Annotated in this window: 18 protein-coding genes; 13 read left to right on the forward strand and 5 right to left on the reverse strand. The window is 29.3% G+C overall.

The annotated features are described in order from the left end of the window. Positions 1-433 precede the first annotated feature (433 nt). From Q6H37_RS06800 to Q6H37_RS06820, 5 genes are all read left to right on the forward strand, one after another. The gene (locus Q6H37_RS06800; RefSeq protein ID WP_007064043.1) at positions 434-589 is read left to right on the forward strand and encodes a hypothetical protein; all 156 of its coding nucleotides are present in this window, start codon (positions 434-436) and stop codon (positions 587-589) included. 15 nt (positions 590-604) lie between these two features. Continuing rightward, on the forward strand, positions 605-1,606 hold the full coding sequence (locus tag Q6H37_RS06805; RefSeq protein WP_318740288.1) for a WG repeat-containing protein: 1,002 nt from the start codon (positions 605-607) through the stop codon (positions 1,604-1,606). Between the two features lie 263 nt (positions 1,607-1,869). Beyond that, the gene (locus Q6H37_RS06810; protein ID WP_318740290.1) at positions 1,870-2,562 is read left to right on the forward strand and encodes a response regulator transcription factor; all 693 of its coding nucleotides are present in this window, start codon (positions 1,870-1,872) and stop codon (positions 2,560-2,562) included. Continuing rightward, positions 2,546-4,711: a sensor histidine kinase gene (locus tag Q6H37_RS06815; RefSeq protein WP_412523930.1), complete on the forward strand. Its 2,166-nt coding sequence runs from the start codon at positions 2,546-2,548 to the stop codon at positions 4,709-4,711. Before Q6H37_RS06810 ends, Q6H37_RS06815 begins: the two co-directional genes overlap by 17 nt. A gap of 149 nt (positions 4,712-4,860) precedes the next feature. Continuing rightward, on the forward strand, positions 4,861-5,514 hold the full coding sequence (locus Q6H37_RS06820; RefSeq protein ID WP_318740294.1) for a VanZ family protein: 654 nt from the start codon (positions 4,861-4,863) through the stop codon (positions 5,512-5,514). A 179-nt stretch (positions 5,515-5,693) separates the two neighbouring features. Here Q6H37_RS06820 and Q6H37_RS06825 read toward each other — a convergent pair whose 3' ends face one another. The 5 genes from Q6H37_RS06825 to Q6H37_RS06845 form a co-directional block, all read right to left on the reverse strand. Beyond that, positions 5,694-6,041, reverse strand: a complete 348-nt coding sequence (locus tag Q6H37_RS06825; RefSeq protein WP_318740296.1) for a DUF6483 family protein — start codon at positions 6,039-6,041, stop codon at positions 5,694-5,696. Between the two features lie 91 nt (positions 6,042-6,132). Continuing rightward, on the reverse strand, positions 6,133-7,971 hold the full coding sequence (locus Q6H37_RS06830; protein WP_318740298.1) for a serine hydrolase: 1,839 nt from the start codon (positions 7,969-7,971) through the stop codon (positions 6,133-6,135). Between the two features lie 50 nt (positions 7,972-8,021). Next, the gene (locus Q6H37_RS06835; protein WP_318740300.1) at positions 8,022-8,735 is read right to left on the reverse strand and encodes an ABC transporter permease; all 714 of its coding nucleotides are present in this window, start codon (positions 8,733-8,735) and stop codon (positions 8,022-8,024) included. Then, complete coding sequence (locus Q6H37_RS06840; protein ID WP_318740302.1) at positions 8,736-9,581, reverse strand: ABC transporter ATP-binding protein; 846 nt, start codon at positions 9,579-9,581, stop codon at positions 8,736-8,738. Positions 9,582-9,808: 227 nt separating this feature from the next. Continuing rightward, positions 9,809-10,840 carry a LytTR family transcriptional regulator DNA-binding domain-containing protein gene (locus Q6H37_RS06845; RefSeq protein WP_318740304.1) on the reverse strand — a complete coding sequence of 344 codons (1,032 nt, stop codon included), beginning with the start codon at positions 10,838-10,840 and terminating at the stop codon, positions 9,809-9,811. A 229-nt stretch (positions 10,841-11,069) separates the two neighbouring features. Here Q6H37_RS06845 and Q6H37_RS06850 point away from each other — a divergent pair, with 229 nt between their 5' ends. The 8 genes from Q6H37_RS06850 (at position 11,070) to Q6H37_RS06885 (ending at position 18,999) form a co-directional block, all read left to right on the forward strand. Then, entirely contained in the window at positions 11,070-12,374 is a 1,305-nt protein-coding gene (locus Q6H37_RS06850) for a hypothetical protein (protein WP_318740306.1), read from the forward strand. A 215-nt stretch (positions 12,375-12,589) separates the two neighbouring features. After that, positions 12,590-12,871, forward strand: coding sequence for an ethanolamine utilization microcompartment protein EutM (gene eutM, locus Q6H37_RS06855; RefSeq protein WP_007062651.1), 282 nt, complete (start codon positions 12,590-12,592; stop codon positions 12,869-12,871). An 85-nt stretch (positions 12,872-12,956) separates the two neighbouring features. Beyond that, positions 12,957-13,796 (forward strand): propanediol utilization microcompartment protein PduB, encoded by an 840-nt coding sequence (pduB, locus tag Q6H37_RS06860; RefSeq protein WP_179945248.1) that lies wholly within the window; start codon positions 12,957-12,959, stop codon positions 13,794-13,796. Between the two features lie 65 nt (positions 13,797-13,861). Next, a complete protein-coding gene (locus tag Q6H37_RS06865) occupies positions 13,862-15,526 on the forward strand; it encodes a propanediol/glycerol family dehydratase large subunit (protein WP_318740309.1) in 1,665 nt (554 codons plus the stop codon). A 16-nt stretch (positions 15,527-15,542) separates the two neighbouring features. After that, positions 15,543-16,208: a propanediol/glycerol family dehydratase medium subunit gene (locus Q6H37_RS06870; RefSeq protein ID WP_318740311.1), complete on the forward strand. Its 666-nt coding sequence runs from the start codon at positions 15,543-15,545 to the stop codon at positions 16,206-16,208. Between the two features lie 10 nt (positions 16,209-16,218). Then, positions 16,219-16,731, forward strand: a complete 513-nt coding sequence (locus Q6H37_RS06875) for a diol dehydratase small subunit (RefSeq protein ID WP_318740313.1) — start codon at positions 16,219-16,221, stop codon at positions 16,729-16,731. 13 nt (positions 16,732-16,744) lie between these two features. Then, positions 16,745-18,562, forward strand: coding sequence for a diol dehydratase reactivase subunit alpha (locus Q6H37_RS06880; RefSeq protein ID WP_318740315.1), 1,818 nt, complete (start codon positions 16,745-16,747; stop codon positions 18,560-18,562). 5 nt (positions 18,563-18,567) lie between these two features. Further along, positions 18,568-18,999, forward strand: coding sequence for a glycerol dehydratase reactivase beta/small subunit family protein (locus Q6H37_RS06885; protein WP_318740317.1), 432 nt, complete (start codon positions 18,568-18,570; stop codon positions 18,997-18,999). Positions 19,000-19,006 lie beyond the last annotated feature (7 nt).

Raw genomic sequence — 19,006 nt, forward strand, 5'->3', positions numbered from 1 at the left:
ACTTTATATATAATTTAAAAACAATGTAAACCTTTTATATGGAAAATCAAAATATTATTTACAGCTATTATATCACTTCTTTTATTAAAGAATTATAGTAGCTATAGTTATACCTATCAATTTATTTTTTATAATTATAGATGTACAATGTACATGTTATCATATTTAAAGATAGTTATTAAACGGCATTATAGCAAATATCTTACTGAAATACTGGCAAAATAATTAATATATTCATTGCAGTTAAGTATACCTTCACATTACTCCTATTATAGTAAAAAAAGTGAATATTTATAAAAAAACATATTTTAAAAATCCATTAAATCACTTTATGTTGTGTAGAAAATTTATAAATTAATGCAAATAGAATAAAATAATATAGTATAATGTGATAATAAGAAATATATTATGCTATATACAAGGAGAATAGAAAATGTCAGATAAAAATATTGAAATGATGAAAAAAATAATTGAAGCTAAAAAGAAAAAAAGTGCTCAGCAAGGGTCACATTTAAGAGCAGACAAAAATATAGGTGGAACTAGAAAAGCTATCATAAATAAGAAGACAGGCGGATTATTTGATAAGTAGAGGAGATAATGCAAAATGGAAAAAGTACTTTATCCAATAAAATTAGATGGTAAATATGGATATATAGACAATACAGGAAAAATTTCTATAGAACCTAATTTTGATTATGCTGAAGAATTCAGTGAAGGATTAGCTATGGTAAGCATTGGAGAAAATTTTGGATTTATAAACAAACAAGGAGATATAGTAGTTAAAGTTGAATATGATGATGCCTATGATTTTAAAGAAGGCTTAGCGATAGTTGAAATAAATGGAAAGTATGGTTGTGTAGACAACACAGGAAAATTGGTTGTAAAAGCTGAATATGATGAGGCTTATGATTTTTCAGAAGGATTAGCAGCAGTAAAATTAGGATATAAGTGGGGCTACATAGATAAAGAAGGAAAAATATTAGTAGAGCCCAAATTTTTATATGCAGATGATTTTAAAGAAGATTTAGCTTTGGTTCAATCAGGAGGTAAATTAGGATATATAGATAAGCTTGGTAAGGAAGTAATAGAAGCAAAATATGATTATGCTTATGGATTTTCTGAAGGGCTAGCAGTGGTTCAAGTAAATAATAAATATGGATATATTGACAAATCAGGAGATACTGTAATTGCTCCTAAGTATAGGGAAGCTAGTAGTTTTTCTGAAGGATTAGCAGTAATAGAGGGCAACGGTAAATATGGATTTATAAATGCAAAAGGAGAAATGATAATTTCACCTAAATATGATTGGGCAGATAACTTTTATGAAGGGTTTTCAGCAGTTGCTATTAAAGAGAAGTATGGCTTTATAGATAAATCTGGAGTTGAAATAATTCCTGTAAAATTTGATAATGTAGATACCATAAGTGAAGATTTAATATCTGTAGAGGTAAATGGTAAATGGGGATACATAAATAAAGCAGGAAAGTTCATTATAGAGCCAATTTTTGATGAAGTATCAAAATTTGTAGATGGTGTTGCAAAAGTTGTTTTTGAAAATAGAACTAGATATATAAACAAAAATGGTGATTATATCTGGAAGCTTTAAAATTAGATAGAGTTTTAATTTTATAGAATAGTTTATCGAATCTATTTTAAGAAAAAATTGAATTAAAAATAGAAAGCTGTGAAATATGAGTATAATATCATACTTTCATAGCTTTTATTTTATTTCCAATAAAATCTTTTGTTAAGAAATTTGTAAGAACTTTGATAAGTTATTTGTAAAAATTCTCTAGTATAATTAATTTGTAGCTGAAGCAAAGGAGGGATTAAAAATGATATAATTTATAAAGAAAGGTGGAAGAGAATATGGAAAAGTATAATGTTTTAGTTGTAGATGATGAAGAAGAAATAACTGAAGCAATAGAAATTTATTTAAAAAATGAAGGTATAAGAGTGTTTAAGGCTAAAGATGGCATAGATGCTTTAATGCTTTTGGAGGAAGAAGAAATTCATCTTATTATAATGGATATTATGATGCCAAGAATGGATGGAATTAAGGCTACATTTAAAATAAGGGAAAGCAAAAATATTCCTATAATAATGCTTTCTGCAAAATCTGAAGATATGGACAAGATACTAGGACTTAATGTTGGGGCAGACGATTATATGACCAAACCTTTTAATGCTTTAGAGTTAGTGGCCAGAGTTAAGTCTCAACTTAGAAGATATATAAATTTAGGAAATTATAGAGAAAATAATCATAAAATTGCTATCAAAGGTTTAGTTTTGGATAAAAAGACAAAGATGGTAACTGTGGATGGAGAAGAAATAAGACTTACAGCTATTGAATATAGAATATTAGAGCTGTTAATGGACAATAAAGGAAGGGTATTTTCTATTGAAGAAATATATGAAAAAGCTTGGAAGCAGCCTTATTATAATGGAGAAAATACTGTAGCAGTACATATAAGAAGGATAAGAGAAAAAATAGAGATTAATCCAAGAGAACCTAGATACTTAAAGGTGGTGTGGGGAATTGGGTATAAAATTGAAAAATAAGTTTGTATATATTTGTTTGTGTGTTTTAGGAATATATGCAGCTGCATTTTCTGTATTGTCAGCATGTGATGTTGTTAAAAATGCCAGCTACATTAAGAATAAAACTTATTTTAATAGTTATCAATTTGGACAAGAAATATATAGTTACTGTGAAAACTTAAGTAATTTTTATGTACATTATAAAGATTATAATGATAAATTTGGAGAAAATAAAGCTAGTAAAGAAGATATAGAAGGATTGAGGCTGTTTTACGAAGATAAGTTGAAAAATTCTCAAACTGAAATTGAAAATAGGTATAACAATGATATACAAGAAGCACAAAGGATTTCAGATAAAGATAAAGTTAATAAATTAATGGATGAAAAAAGTAAAAAACTTGAAGAAGTAAAAAAGGAAAATACTAAAACTGATGAAGAACTTAAGAAGGAAGTTGCATCAAGATATGACAAAGATTATGAAGCCATTAAAAAAAGTGTGCAAAATAGAAATGATATAAAATATTATATTAAAAATACAAAAACGAATGAAATATATCATAACTTAACAGGGCCGGATACAATTCAAGAATATATACAAAAAGAATCACTTTTTACTATTGAGTTTCCATTGAAAAGTATTGAATATAAACAGTTCCAAAATACTAATTCCATGTTTAAAAGTTTTTCATGGGAAGGGTATATTATGATTCCCAAACAATCATATTCTAATAATTATATATTAGAAAATTATCAATATTACAATTCTGTTAGAAGCAGAATTATTAAAGAAATGATAATGGGATGCGGGTCGCTTATTATAGCTCTTTTAGTATTAGTGGGCATAAAAAAAGATGAAAGCTTGAAAATAGCTTTTCAAGAAAAAGCAACAAGTTTATATAAAAAATTACCTATAGATTTAGGTATGTGTGTACTTTTTATTTATACAATTATAATGTTGGTTTATATGATGCATACTAGTTTTTTTTATAAACCATTAGGAATTAAACACTTTATTAAACTTACAATTGTTGGTATATATACTGCATATGTGGTTTTATATGTTAAAAAGAATATAAGACCTATAAAAAATAAAAAGGAATTTTTAAACGAGTGGAATAAAAGTTTAACTCACAGTTTAATTAATGCTGCTAAAAGAAGTTTTATAGGAAGAAATTTGAAGTTTCAAATCTTAGTTATTGTAGATATTACAGCTATACTTGCTGCATTTACATTTGTATTAGTAATACAATCACATAATATAATGGTAGGGATTATAATAGGCACAGTGTATATAACTTTAGTTTTACGTGTTATGTTTAAAAAGGTAGATTATTTAAATGAAATATTAAAAGGAACTGAAGAAATAGCTTCAGGAAATTTGAATTATGTTATACAAGAAAAGCAAGAAAGCCATCTTTCAAAAATAGCTCATAATATTAATAACATAAAATTAGGATATAAAAAATCTCTGCAAAGTCAGATTAAAAGTGAGAGACTTAAATCAGAACTTATAACGAATGTTTCTCATGATTTAAAAACACCTCTTACATCTATAATAAACTATATAAATTTATTAAAAAAAGAAGGATTATCGGAAGATGAAATTAAAGGATATATTGGTGTTTTAGATAGAAAATCGGAAAGACTTAAAGTCCTTATAGAGGATTTATTTGAAGCATCAAAAATGTCTAGCGGTTCAGTTGAATTAAATATAGAAAAAGTTGATGTTGCAGCTCTATTAGAGCAGTCCATAGCAGAATTAGATGAGAAAATTAAAAAGGCTTCATTAACTCTTAGGGTTAAGTATTCAAATAAGCATATTTATGCTAACTTAGATGGGAAAAAAACCTGGAGAGTATTTGAAAACTTAATAAATAACATTATAAAATATTCAGCACCTAATACCAGGGTATATATTAATTTAATGGAAGAAGATAATAAAATTTTGATTGTCATGAAAAATATTTCTTCTTATGAAATGGATTTTGATGCAGAAGAAATTTTCGAAAGATTTAAAAGAGGAGATAAATCAAGAAATACAGAAGGATCAGGTTTAGGGCTTGCCATTGCAAAAAGTATTGTGGAACTTCAAGGTGGCACGCTTAATATAGAAATTGATGGAGATCTTTTTAAGGCTATTATTCGATTTAATCAAGTTAAATTTGACTAAGATAGGGTTTTTATTCTACTTTTATTCTTAGTTGAAATCTTCTTCTTACAAATCATTGAATGTGATGATAAGAAAATAACTTTGCCATCAGTTTTAATTGTTATATATAATGACGATTAGAAATTACAATTATTGGAGATGAAACATTTATGATTATTAAGGTTGTTGAATCAATACTTTACGAATATACATGTTTAATATTTTTAGGTGTTATATTTCAAATAGTTATGGTTAAAAAAGAACAAAAAAATGGACATGAGTATAGTTTGAAACATTTTATATGGGTGTATATTTTCTATATATATCTAATGCTTGTATTTAATTGTACAGGGATTGGGAATATTTATGAGTTTAATTTTTATATTAAAGTACATGCACCAATTGCTGAACTAACTCAAATAAATTTAATACCTTTTAGTCATACTTCTGGAGAAATTATAATGTATATTGAAAATGGTATAATGTTTATGCCTTTTGGCTTCTTATTACCTCTTATTTGGGAACAATTTAAATCGGCTCGAAAAGTGGTGTACACAGGACTATTATTTTCATTAGCGATTGAATTAAGTCAACTTTTAAATATACGATTTACTGATATAGATGATTTAATGATGAATACAATTGGAACATTTTTAGGTTGGGTACTTTTCTATTTATTTGACAAACTATTTAAAAATAAGAAAGAAAAACAAATTCACAGCTTAGAAAATACAAACATATCTTTTTTAGCTCGTCATGAAGCTTGTTTTTATCTTGTTTTTTCATTTATAGGTCAAATTTTACTCTATAATCCATTTTTATAATTTAAAGTACCATAGCTATTTACAGTATAATTATAGATAGTTCGATAATAAGGAAAACTTTTAAAATGATTTTTTAAGATAAATGTATTATCTATCAACTAAAAAGCCAGTAATATCTTTTTAGTTGATGGATAAATTACATTATGTTACTAAATCAAAGAAGACTGTAATTCATTTACTTAATTTGCTTTGAATTTTTTCATATCTTCTAATCCTTGATAAATTTCTTCTTTTGAAAAGTTATTTTTAAGTAATTCTTCATCACTTTTCTTTAGCAATAGATTATAGAAATCAAAGGATGCTTTATATATTTCTGGTGAATTATTTTTTTCTAATTCGTGAAAAATTAAGTTTTCAGCTTCATTATAATTCCCTTTAATATATAAGCTTTTTAACACTATTTTAAATATGTCAATGGAACCCATTTGATCAATATTAATTGTTTCGCTGCTTTTTTCTTCTTTATTAAGCAAAACTTTTGCACCTATTTTTCCAAGACCTTTCATAAGCTCTTCAAAATAATCCATAGCTTTAACCCTTCTTTATCTTTTATAAATTTGTATTAAATTTTATAGAGAATTAGAATATATGTCAAAATACAAGAAATAACTAAAAAATTTATTTTACCTTACTTGCACTATATTTAGCGCCTAATTGGTATAAATCAATACTAGTAACCTGTCCTTTTTCATTGGTATTAACAGTTAGAGTAGCATCAAAACTTCTGAAGTAAAATTTGTTTTTAGATTCAGCAAACATTTCACATTTTGGCTGGCCTGCAAAGATAAAATAAAGATGCCCATCTTCACTTGTTATAGAACCAGTTACTCCCAAATCTTTAAAAGAATATTCTCCAGCATAATTATTTAATAAATTGTCATCAAGTTTTATTACTTCTTTTGCTTTTGGCATTTCATATTTATATCCAAGACATATACTAAATAATGCACTGTTTATTGAATTCACATGATAATATCCTATATTGCTTAATATAATTATAGTTAAATCCTTATCTGGAACTCTTTCTATATTGCTTGTAAATCCTAGTACATTACCACCATGATAAATTTCATGCCCAGCAGGTGAGTCGTATATCATCCAGCCATAACCATAATATGCAGAGTCATCACCATCAGACATTGCTACATGTTTAGAAAACATTTTATCTAATGTTTTTTCGGTCAATAATTTATGTTCCTTTAAGGATCTATCCCATTTATATAAGTCCTCTGTACAGGAATATAATGCACCTGCACCATAAAGTGCATTAAGTGATGACTTATCGCTAATAGGTGAGACATCCAGATATCCATTATATCCATTAGAATTATAATTCTTTATTGGACCATTATACCCCATACCTGTATGGTTCATATTAAGAGGTTTAAAAATATTATTTTGAAGGTAATCAGCATAGCTCATTCCACTAACTTTTTCTACTATATATCCTAGTAAAATATAACCTGAATTAGAATATTGAAATTTAGTTCCAGGTTTAAAATAAAGTGGTTTATTCTTAAATAAGTTAATTATATTTTCAACTTTTTTAGAATCTTCAAGTTTCATATTTAAAAGTGTAGGAGTGACATCTGATAGACCAGATGTATGAGTAAGCAGATTGTCTATAGTTATTTTATCCCCATTTGGAAAATCAGGAATATACTTAGAAACTTTATCTTGCTCATTTATCAATCCTTTTTCAACTAATTGCATTATGGCTGTTGCTGTAAATTGTTTTGTCATTGAACCTATAGCAAAGGTTGTATAAGGTGTATTTTTAATGTTTTGATCAAAATTTGACATATTATAACCTTTGTCAAGAAGTATATTGCCTCCTTTGGCTACAAGAACACTTCCAGAGAAATTATAAAGCTTTTGCTCAGCAGTTAAATAATCATCTACTTTCTTAGAAATGTCCTTGTCACTTGAAAGACTTGAAGTATTACTAAAATAGGCTTCAGTATTTTTTTGAATATCAGATATATTTACTGTATTGCTGTCACTATCAAAGTCTACTACTTTATTAAGTACTTCACTAAAAAATTGTAAAGGTACAAATACTTCTACATTATTAACAAAGGATTTTGTGGATAAATCAATAGAAGTACCATTTAAAGTTATACTTTTGTCACCACTATGAACTTTTATTGTGTCTTTATTGGTTGTTATTGTAGCATATTCACCTGATATACTTACATTTGAAGCAGTGTCTATTGCTTTTAGTACAGGAGTAAGTGGAAGCATAACCTTTGAATTTGAATCAAAATAAGTATCATAACGGTTAACTGAAATAGGTTTTCCATTAAAATTAACTTTAATGGAATCTGATTGATATGCTGTAGCAACCGCAGTTGATTTTGTGCTGCCAGAAGTATCTTGTGCAGCACTTACAAAAGTTACATTAGAGCATGTAATAAAAATTGATATTAATAAATAGGAAAAAGTCTTTTTAAACATCATTTATCATCCTTTCTTATGTCCACGATTATGTATTTTAGCATTTAAATCTATTTATCCAATCTCACTTTTTTATAAACAAAAACAAGTAAGAATAAAGAAACAATAAGCCATACAAAAATGTTTAGTAAATTGTATTTTAAATCTAATAAGCTTTTACCTTCAGATATTTTATAAATTGCAGCTAAAGCGTGGTAAGTAAAGCAAAAATTCGCAATACTTTTTACCACAGAGTTGATTCCAGAAAACATAGGAATTAACATTAATATCATAATAATTGGAGTAGAGGCAATTCCTGTTTCCATTTGACTCTTGCAAAGAAGTCCAATTAGTAAGCCTAAGAGTATTATAGTAATAGATGAAATTAAGGATATTATTATATATAAAAATAAATTAACGTTGGGTGCATTTACTATAAAAAATACAATCAAGCTTGAAATCATGCATGAAAACAAGGAAATTAAAGATTTTCCAGTTAAAAATTCAATTGGAGAAAGAGGAGAAAGCATAAGTGTCCTTAAAGTATTTTTTTCCTTTTCTTCTGCAATTAAGCAGGCTGCAGATGAACATCCTACCATTGTCAAACTAAGAAGTAAGCATGTTTCTAAAGAAGATACTTTAGGAATTCTAGTTCCCATCATCTTACCATACAATACAGCAAACATAATAGGCAGCATGTACATAACTAAAAGATTTGGATTTTGAAAAAAATCTTTTAATTCTTTAATAAATAAGGCATTAACTCTTCTAAGTGAAAAATCCATCTATAATTCCCTCCCGGTTAATTTTAAAAATATTTCTTCTAAATTTGGCTCTTTTGAATGGATGGATAATAATTGTCCATTTTTCATCCAGCTGCTTATTTTTTCTCCACCAGTTTCATCATTTTTTATAGTTATTAAATCATCAAATCCTTTTAATCTAACTTCTATACAATCTTCAGCATACTTTTGCTTTAGTTTGAGAGGCGTATTCATTTCAACTATGGTACCTTCATTTAAAAAAGCTACTCTATGACAAAGCTTATCTGCTTCTTCCATGTTGTGAGTGGTTAAGAATATAGTAGTGCCACTTTGGTTAAGTTCTTTAAGAAGTTTATGAATTTCATTAGAAGTACCAGGGTCTAATGATGAAGTAGGCTCGTCTAAAAATAAAAGTGAAGGCTTGTTAAGTACAGTTCTAGCTAGTAAAAGTCTTTGTTTCATTCCTTTAGACAACTTTTTAGCCTTAGTTTTTTTATCCTTTAATAGGGAAACTTTTTCTAAGACTTCATCTATATATTTTTCATCTATATCATATATCTTAGCAAATAATTGTAAATTTTCATACACAGAAAGTCTTTCATATATTCCACTAGTATCAGTAAGAACTCCTATGTGTTTGAAAATGTTTCTATTTAAAGAATAGATATCTTCATTAAGAACTTTTCCTTCACCAGAAGAAGGTAAAATCTGGGAAGTTAACATTTTAATTGTTGTAGTTTTGCCAGCACCACTAGGACCTAAAAAACCAAATATTTCTCCTGATTTTATTTCAAAACTTAATCCATGTAATGCTTTTTTTTCTTTGAAATTTTTTGTGATATTTTTCATTACAATTACATTATCCATACAAAAGCTCCTTTCAAATATCAAACATAACTACCTGTTTTGTTTACATTAATGATTATATGATATTTATAAGCATTGTTATATAAAATTTCCATGAAAGGAGCAAATAAGCTGCTAAAGTATACATATTTCAGCATCAAGGCAGCTTTTAAAATGGTGAATATGACATTAAAAAGATGTAACAGGAGAAACATAATGGTTATTTAGATCTGCATTTTAAAGCATATCTAGAATTTTAAAATATCTTTCAGTTCATTCATTCTTCCTTTGGACAGAGGAATGGAAGTTTTGTTTTTATCATCTAATATAAGACTAAAGCTATTTCTTGTCCAAGTGACTACTTCCCTAACCCTCTGAAGATTAACTAAGTAAGAACGGTGACATCTAAAGAAACCAAAATGTTTTAATCTGTTTTCAAGTTCATTAAGTGTTAAGGTACAAGGAAACTTTTCTTCACCAACATTTAAATAGCTTGTACCGTTTAAACTTTCTATAGATATAATTTCTGTAGGGTTAAGCAAAATAATTTTTTCATCTATTTTTGCAGGAATTTTATCTACTTTAAAATATGGGGAATCTAAATCTGCTTCATTATTGGATTTTTCATCAGTTTCATTAGTAGATATATCTGTTTCAACAGTATTAAGTCCTTTTTCATCTAAAATATAAGTTTCACCACCTAACAAAATGATATCTTCTAATGATACAGAAGTAGCGAGAATGGAAATTCCTAAACTGCAAATGTAAGGTATGCATTCTCTTATTATTAAGGCACTTTCTCTATCAACATTTAATGTAGGTTCTTGTATTAAAATAAGTTTACTATTACTAAGTAAAGCACGTGCCATGCTTAGCCTTTTCTTTTGCGAATAAGTTAAAGTCTTTATTCTTTTATTTGATATGTCAAATAAGCCTAATTTAATTAATATTTCTTTTATAGAACTTTTAGAGTTGTAAATTTTTTTAAAGAAGTTCATGTAATCATAAATTTTTAACCTTTCATATATGCCTTCATTGCTAAGTACAACAGTGATAATATTTTTTATATTAGTGCATTTACTAATTCGAGTGTTTTCTATATAAATGTTTCCTTTAGAGTAATTAGTTTTTCCTAAAATCAATCTAAATAGAAGATTTGAAGTATCATTAGGACATTTTATACCTATACATTTTCCGTGATTTAAAGTTAAATTTAAATCATTTAATAATCTTAAATTTCCACATTCTTTTGATAAGTTTTCTATATTTAAAAGAGTCATTAATACACCACCTAAGATAAAATATATTTAGATTATACTATGAATTGGAAAAAAATTATATTGATAACGTATGCAATGGTGAAGTTATTTAAAGAGGATGAGATTATTATGGATGATATCCATTGGATAAAGGATATCTTAATAAAAAATTTACAATTTTAATAAGGTTTTTTTAAGAAAATTTTAGTAGAATATGGTTTGAAGATTAATGCTGAGGGGTAAGTTACATATGATAAAAAAATACTTGCAAAGTGAGAACTACTATAAAATTACAATAATTTTAGGAATATTGTTATCTATACTTTGGATAGTTTTGGTAGATACAAAACTAGAATCAGATTTTAAATATTATTATGAGATAGCAACAGATATTGCTAATGGTCTGTCTTGGGGAGATACTTATACATCAATAGGTTATTCTATTGTTTTGGGAGGCATATTTAAGTTATTTGGTGCTAGTTTATTAAAAGCTAAAATATTTAATATTGTTCTTACTTTTATATGTTATATATGTTTCCTAAATATATTAAGAAAATTAGACATAAATGAAAAAGACAGAAGAATTATATTTGCATTATTTGTGTTTTTTCCAAACAATATATTTTACAATAGTATTCTCGCTACAGAAATATTGTTTACTATGATCTTGCTCTTTATAACGATTATTTACTTTAGTAAATGGAAATGCAAATATATACTGATAGGTATTTTATGTGGTTTAAATACTATGATAAAACCATTTTTTTTGGTATTTTTCTTTGCTGTATTTTTAATTGAATTTATTATGAATAAAAAGTTTTTTGGTGCACTGAAAAATTCTTTAATCATATTGGTTATGGCATCACTAGTAATATCACCATGGGTTTATAGAAATACTAAGATGATGGGTCAATTTACTTTTGTGTCCAATAATGGAGGAATAGTTTTATATATAAACAATAATTCAGAGAATAAGTTTGGAAGATGGATGCCAGTAGAAAATGTTAAAAATTCTATTGTAAAGACAAAAGAATATAAGAAGGCTAATGCTACAGAAAAAGATAAAATGTTAACTAAGGCAGCTAAAAATTGGATAAAAACTCATCCAATACGTTTTATAGAATTAGGATTTGAAAGACTACTTAATAATTATTGTTTAGGTGATGATATTTTATATGTTACATATGGAACTGGAATGAAAATTTATCTTATTATTATCTTATTTATATTAACTAATATTATAAGAAATATCATATTTATTCCTGCTATTATATACATTTTCAAAAAAGGTCTTGCTGTCTTAAAGGCTATTATTAAAAGAAAAGATTATGAATTAGATAAATTTGAATTGTATAATGTGGTTTTATTTTTTATGTTTAGTGCTATATATTTTATAACAGAAGGACAAGGGAGATATGCTTTTCCAGAAATATTCATAATGGTATATTCTTTTTACTATTTTAGAAAGGAACGCAAAATATTACAAGAAAATAAAATAATGCAGTCATCAGAGATTGTTCAGCCTAATACTTCGTGTAAATCAAGGTCGTTCTGATGATAGAATAGGGATTATCTTAAAAATTAACTTTAAGATAATCTTTTTTTTAGTTGCTGAATTGAATATGTAAATAAATTACCCAAACAAGTAAAAATATTACTAATCATAAAGTCAATAAAATAAGGAAAGTAAACAAAATAATCAGAAAATTCTTACCTAATATATTATAAAATAAAAGAGTAAAAATAATTTAAATTTATGGAGGTACTTTTATGGGACAAGAAGCATTGGGAATGATAGAAACAAAAGGACTAGTAGGAGCAATTGAGGCAGCAGATTCAATGGTAAAGGCAGCAAATGTAGCTCTTATAGGATATGAAAAAATTGGATCAGGTCTTGTAACAGTTATGGTAAGAGGAGATGTAGGTGCAGTAAAGGCAGCTACAGATGCAGGAGCAGCTTCCGCTAAACGTGTAGGAGAAGTAGTATCTGTACATGTAATTCCAAGACCACATACTGATGTGGAGAAAATATTACCTAAAGTAATAGAATAATATTTTTAAGGGGTAATGAATAATGGATAATAACTTGATTGCAAACGTTTTAGAGGAAGTTAAGAAAAGAATAAATATAGATGGCATGGATAAAGAACAGATAAGTAAAATTGTTCAAAACATAGCATGCCAAATGTTAAGCAATGATGTTAAAGAAGAAAAGGTTCAAGAGAAAGAAATTGAGCAAAATAAAGTTGAAGAAAAAAAGGAGGCAAATGCAATGAGCGCACCATCACCAATAACAGAGTTTGTAGGTACAGCAAATTATGGAGATACAGTGGGATTAGTTATAGCTAATGTTGATACTTTATTACATGAGAAAATGGGATTGGATAAAAAATACCGTTCAATAGGTATAATAAGTGACAGAACAGGTGCAGGCCCTCAAATAATGGCTGCAGATGAGGCTGTAAAGGCTACAAATACAGAAATAGTAAGTATTGAATTACCAAGAGATACAAAGGGTGGAGCTGGACATGGTGCTTTAATCATATTCGCTGCAGAAGATGTATCTGATGCTAGAAGAGCTGTAGAAGTTGCTCTTAAAGATACAGATAGAACTTTTGGGGATGTTTATGGATTTGATGCAGGACATGTAGAACTTCATTATACAGCAAGAGCAAGTTTAGCTTTAGAAAAAGCTTTTGGTGCTCCACTTGGAAAGGCATTTGGAATAATTGTTGGTGCTCCAGCAGGTATTGGAGTTGTAATGGCAGATACAGCATTAAAAACTGCTAATGTAGATTTAGTAAGTTATGCAAGTCCAAGTCAGGGAACTTCACTTACTAACGAGGTTATTATAACAATAACTGGAGATTCAGGTGCTGTTAGACAATCAGTAATTGCTGCTAGAGAAGTAGGAATTGCACTTGCAAAATCAATGGGCCAAGATCCTGTATCAACTACAGGCGAACCATACATTTAAGATTTAGTTGATCAGTCAGTAAATAGTAGTGCTTAGTTAATTAAAAAAAGGTGGTGCTGAAATTAATGAAAAGATCTAAAAGGTTTGAAATATTGGAAAAAAGACCAGTGCACAATGATGGATTTGTAAAAGAGTGGCCAGAAGTAGGACTTATTGCAATAGGAAGTCCTAAGGATCCAATTCCAAGTATAAAAGTAGAAAATGGTAAAATAACTGAAATGGATGGTAAAAAAAGAGAGGATTTTGATTTTATAGATACTTTCTTAGCTGGCCATGCTATTAATATAGAAAATACCGAAAAGGCTATGGCAATAGATTCAATTGAAATAGCCAGAATGCTTACAGATATAAATGTTCCAAGAGAAAAGATTGTTAAAATAGCTACTGCTATAACACCTGCAAAGCTTGTTGAAGTAGTGGACAAGCTAAATGTAGTTGAAATGATGATGGCTCTTCAAAAGATGAGAGTTAGAAAACATCCTTCAAATCAGGCTCACGTTACAAATTTACGTGATAATCCTATTCAAATTGCAGCAGATGCAGCAGAAGGTGCTTTAAGAGGCTTTGATGAAGAAGAAACAACAGTAGGTATAGTAAGATATGCTCCATTTAATGCTGTTGCAATTCTTGTAGGATCTCAAGTTGGAAGAGCTGGAGTTCTTACTCAATGCTCACTTGAAGAAGCAACCGAACTTAAACAAGGTATGCTTGGATATACTGCATATGCAGAAACTATTTCTGTATATGGAACTGAACCAGTATTTGTAGATGGTGATGATACACCTTACTCAAAAGCTTTCTTGGCATCAGCTTATGCATCAAGAGGACTTAAGATGAGATTTACATCAGGAACAGGTTCAGAAGTTCAAATGGGATATGCAGAAGGAAAATCAATGCTTTACTTAGAAGCAAGATGCATAATGATAACAAGAGGTGCTGGAGCTCAAGGCTTACAGAATGGTTCTGTTAGTTGTATAGGTGTTCCTGCAGCAGTACCAGGAGGCATAAGAGCAGTACTTGCTGAAAACCTTATAACTACAATGCTTGACCTAGAAGTTGCATCAAGTAATGACCAGACATTTACTCATTCTGATATAAGAAGAACTGCAAGAACTATGATGCAATTCTTACCAGGAACTGATTTCATTTGTTCAGGATACAGCTCAACTCCAAACTATGACAATATGTTTGCAGGATCTAATTGGGATGCAGAAGACTACGATGATTGGGTAGTTATGGAAAGAGATTTAAAAGTTGATGCAGGCCTTGTTCCAGTAAAAGAAGAAGATGTAATAGCTGTTAGAAATAAGGCAGCAAAAGCAATTCAAGCTTTATTTAAAGAATTAGGACTTCCAGTTATAACTGATGAAGAAGTTGAAGCTGCAACTTATGCTCATGGCAGCAACGATATGCCAAAGAGAAATGTTGTAGAAGACTTGAAAGCAGCACAAGATATGTTATCAAGAGGGGTTACAGGTCTTGACTTTGTAAAAGCTCTTCATAAAGGTGGATTCCCTGATATAGCTGAAAGAGTTTTGAGCTTATTAAAACAGAGAATAGCAGGAGACTATCTTCATGCATCAGCTATATTTGATGAAAACTTCAACGTAATAAGTGGAGTTAATGATCAAAATGATTATATGGGTCCTGGAACAGGATATAGACTGGATGGAGAGAAATGGGAAAAGATTAAGAACATAGATTTTGCTTTAGATCCAGATAAAATGTAGAGGGGAGCGGTTAAGTATGGTAAATTCAGTATCTAACGAGGAGTTAATAGAATTGATAACTAAACAAGTTTTGGATCAATTGACATCTAACAATTCAAGTGCCTCTAAAACTTCCAGTGCTGTTTCAAGTGTTGGAAAAATGAAATTAGAGGAAGTAGGTAATGCTGAAGTTGGAAAGAGAAGCGATGAAGTAGTTGTAGCAGTAGGTCCAGCTTTTGGAAAGTATCAAACTGAGACAATAGTAGGAATTCCTCATGATGATGTAATAAGAGAGGTACTTGCAGGTATAGAAGAAGAGGGCATTACTCCAAGAGTTGTAAAAGTTTTACGTACATCAGATGTATCTTTTATGGCTCATGATGCTGCTGAAATAAGTGGCTCTGGAATAGGTATAGGTATACAATCAAAAGGTACTACGGTTATACACCAAAAGGATTTACAACCGCTAAATAACCTTGAATTATTCCCACAAGCACCATTAATAGATAGAGAAACTTTTAGAGCTATAGGCAAAAATGCTGCTAAATATGCTAAAGGAGAATCACCAGATCCAGTTCCAGTTAGAAATGATCAAATGGCAAGACCAAAGTATCAGGCTAAATCAGCAGTACTTCATATAAAGGAAACTGAGCATGTAGTTAAAGGTGCAAAACCTATAGAATTAAAAGTAGTTTTTGAATAGGGGTGAGATTATGGATAATAATGCTTTAATAGAACAAATAGTTAATCAGATTTTAAATAAAATGTCATCTGGTGAAGTTTCAAAACCAGCTTGTGAAGTTAAAAAGAGCTGTGATACTCTTACAGATGCTGATTACCCACTAGCTAAAAAGAGAAGTGACTTAATAAAGACAAGAAGCGGCAAGACTTTTGATGATATAAATATGGAGAATGTTCTAAATGGAAGTGTAACTCTTGATGATATAAAGATTACTCCAGAAGTTCTTTTATATCAAGCTCAAATAGCAGAGTCAATAGGCAGAGATCAATTTGCAGCAAATTTAAGAAGAGCAGCTGAACTTACATTTGTACCTGATGATAGAGTACTTGAAATATATAATGCATTAAGACCTTATAGGTCAACAAAACAGGAACTTTTGGATATAGCAGATGAACTTGAAAATAAATACAATGCAAAAATTTGTGCTTCCCTTGTTAGAGAAGCTTGTGAAGTATATGAAAAGAGGGAAAAACTAAGAGTTTAGGTAGGTGGTCTAAGTGAAACTTGTAGCAGGAGTTGATATAGGAAATTCTACCACAGAAGTAGCCATAGGTGATGTAGATGGTGAACTTAAATTTTTAACAAGTAGCATAGTAAAAACCTCAGGAGTAAAAGGAACTTTAGACAATGTTGCAGGCATTTTAACGGCTCTTAAAGATGCCTGCAGCAACTTAAACAAGAACATAAGTGATTTAAATACTATATGCATAAATGAAGCTACCCCAGTTATTGGTGATGTTGCTATGGAAACTATAACAGAAACCATAATAACTGAATCTACCATGATAGGGCATAATCCTGATACTCCAGGAGGTGTCGGAGTAGGAACAGGAAGAACAATATTTTTAGATGAATTAGAAAGAATTCATGAAAATGATAAGGTAATATGTGTTATTCCTAAAAATGTTGATTTTGAAACTGCATCAAAAAAGCTAAATGAAGGTTTTGAAAGAAATTTGGAGATAACTGGAGCTATAGCACAAGGTGACGACGGAGTTATAATATGTAACAGATTGCATAAAAAAATACCAGTTATTGATGAAGTTTCTTACATAGATAAGGTACCTATGGGAATGCTTGCAGCTGTAGAGGTTGCAGAAGTAGGAAAAACAATAAAGACCCTATCTAATCCTTATGGACTTGCTACTTTATTTAATCTTTCACCAGAAGAAACTAAGCATATAATTCCTATATCAAGGGCATTAATAGGAAACAGATCCGCAGTAGTTATAAGAACTCCTGAAGGAGATGTAAAAGAAAGAGTTATACCTGCAGGAAAACTTATTTTATTTGGAACTTCAGAAAAGAAGGTTTCTATTGAAGAAGGTTCTGAAGGTATAATGAAAAACTTAGGTGAAGTATGGCCTCTTAATGATGTAAGTGGAGAGTCAGGTACTAATGTAGGTGGAATGATAGAAAGAGTAAGACAAATAATGGGTGAACTTACATCACAAAATATTGAAGATATAAAAATACAGGATATTTTAGCTGTAGATACCTTTAAACCTCAAAAAGTGCAAGGTGGACTTGCTGGTGAATTTGCATTAGAAAATGCTGTAGCATTAGCTGCAATGGTTAAAACTAGTAAATTACCTATGGAAAACATAGCAAGAAAATTGCAAGAAAGCACAGGTATTAAAGTGGTAATTGGAGGGGTAGAAGCCAACATGGCAGTGCTTGGAGCATTAACTACCCCTGGAACAGATAAGCCTCTTGTAATACTTGACATGGGAGGAGGATCTACAGATTCTGCATATATAAGTAAAGAAAGTAAGGTAAAATCCATTCATCATGCAGGAGCAGGAGAAATGGTTACCATGTTTATAAATTCAGAGCTTGGTCTTGATGATTATAACTTATCTGAAGATATAAAAAAATATCCTTTAGCTAAAGTAGAAAGTCTTTTCAATTTAAGGTATGAGGATGGAACGGTGTGTTTTTTTCAACAGCCTTTAGATGCTTCATTATTTGCAAGAAATGTAGTTGTAAAGAATGATGAGATGATTCCAATACCAACTAAGGACTCTTTGGAAAAGATAAGGCTTGTTAGAAGAGATGCAAAGAAAAAGGTGTTTGTAACTAACGCCATAAGAGCACTTAGAGATACAGCACCAAATGGAAATTTGAGAAGTATAGAATTTGTGGTATTAGTTGGAGGATCTGCTCTTGATTTTGAAATTCCAGAAATGGTATCAGAAGAATTATCTCACTATGGTATAGTTTGTGGAAGTGGAAATATAAGAGGAATAGAAGGACCAAGGAACGCTGTGGCTACGGGACTTGTGTTATCTTATTATAACAACTTGAGAGGGTAATTATTATGGTAAATAGTGTTTTAGATAGGCCAAGTATATTAGTATATGTAGAAAATGAGCAAGAATCTCTTTTTAAAGAGATTCTTGCTGGTATAGAAGAAGAAGGAATACCTTATGATTTAATAAAGAAGCCTATAGAAAAAAAGAATTTTGTAGAAAAAATTTATTCTCTTTGTCATAAGTCTAGAATGGGTATAGCTGTTGGTGTACAGGAAAGTACAGTGGTACTTCACTACAACAAATTAAAAGAAGATAAACCATTATTAGATATAAAATTAAATTTTTATGAAAAAGAAAAAGCAAGAAAAATAGGTTCTAACGCAGCTAGGTTATATAAGGCAATGCCATTTAAAGATGTAAATGAATCCAATGAAGCAGATGCAGAGCTTATAGAGAAAATATCAGCAGCTGTAATGGATATATTAAAAAATAGATAAATTTGTG

The sequence above is a fragment of the Clostridium sp. JS66 genome, from assembly GCF_033561535.1.
In the GTDB taxonomy this organism is placed as follows: domain Bacteria; phylum Bacillota; class Clostridia; order Clostridiales; family Clostridiaceae; genus Clostridium_AM; species Clostridium_AM carboxidivorans.

Coding starts and splice junctions, on each gene's coding strand:
- Q6H37_RS06840 (WP_318740302.1), bottom strand. CDS start 9,581: ATGGATAATGTAATTGTAATGAAAAATATCACAAAAAATTTCAAAGAA.
- eutM (WP_007062651.1), top strand. CDS start 12,590: ATGGGACAAGAAGCATTGGGAATGATAGAAACAAAAGGACTAGTAGGA.
- Q6H37_RS06885 (WP_318740317.1), top strand. CDS start 18,568: ATGGTAAATAGTGTTTTAGATAGGCCAAGTATATTAGTATATGTAGAA.
- Q6H37_RS06875 (WP_318740313.1), top strand. CDS start 16,219: ATGGATAATAATGCTTTAATAGAACAAATAGTTAATCAGATTTTAAAT.
- Q6H37_RS06810 (WP_318740290.1), top strand. CDS start 1,870: ATGGAAAAGTATAATGTTTTAGTTGTAGATGATGAAGAAGAAATAACT.
- Q6H37_RS06865 (WP_318740309.1), top strand. CDS start 13,862: ATGAAAAGATCTAAAAGGTTTGAAATATTGGAAAAAAGACCAGTGCAC.
- Q6H37_RS06830 (WP_318740298.1), bottom strand. CDS start 7,971: ATGTTTAAAAAGACTTTTTCCTATTTATTAATATCAATTTTTATTACA.
- Q6H37_RS06800 (WP_007064043.1), top strand. CDS start 434: ATGTCAGATAAAAATATTGAAATGATGAAAAAAATAATTGAAGCTAAA.
- Q6H37_RS06805 (WP_318740288.1), top strand. CDS start 605: ATGGAAAAAGTACTTTATCCAATAAAATTAGATGGTAAATATGGATAT.
- Q6H37_RS06845 (WP_318740304.1), bottom strand. CDS start 10,840: ATGACTCTTTTAAATATAGAAAACTTATCAAAAGAATGTGGAAATTTA.
- Q6H37_RS06850 (WP_318740306.1), top strand. CDS start 11,070: ATGATAAAAAAATACTTGCAAAGTGAGAACTACTATAAAATTACAATA.
- Q6H37_RS06870 (WP_318740311.1), top strand. CDS start 15,543: ATGGTAAATTCAGTATCTAACGAGGAGTTAATAGAATTGATAACTAAA.
- pduB (WP_179945248.1), top strand. CDS start 12,957: ATGGATAAAGAACAGATAAGTAAAATTGTTCAAAACATAGCATGCCAA.
- Q6H37_RS06825 (WP_318740296.1), bottom strand. CDS start 6,041: ATGGATTATTTTGAAGAGCTTATGAAAGGTCTTGGAAAAATAGGTGCA.
- Q6H37_RS06820 (WP_318740294.1), top strand. CDS start 4,861: ATGATTATTAAGGTTGTTGAATCAATACTTTACGAATATACATGTTTA.
- Q6H37_RS06835 (WP_318740300.1), bottom strand. CDS start 8,735: ATGGATTTTTCACTTAGAAGAGTTAATGCCTTATTTATTAAAGAATTA.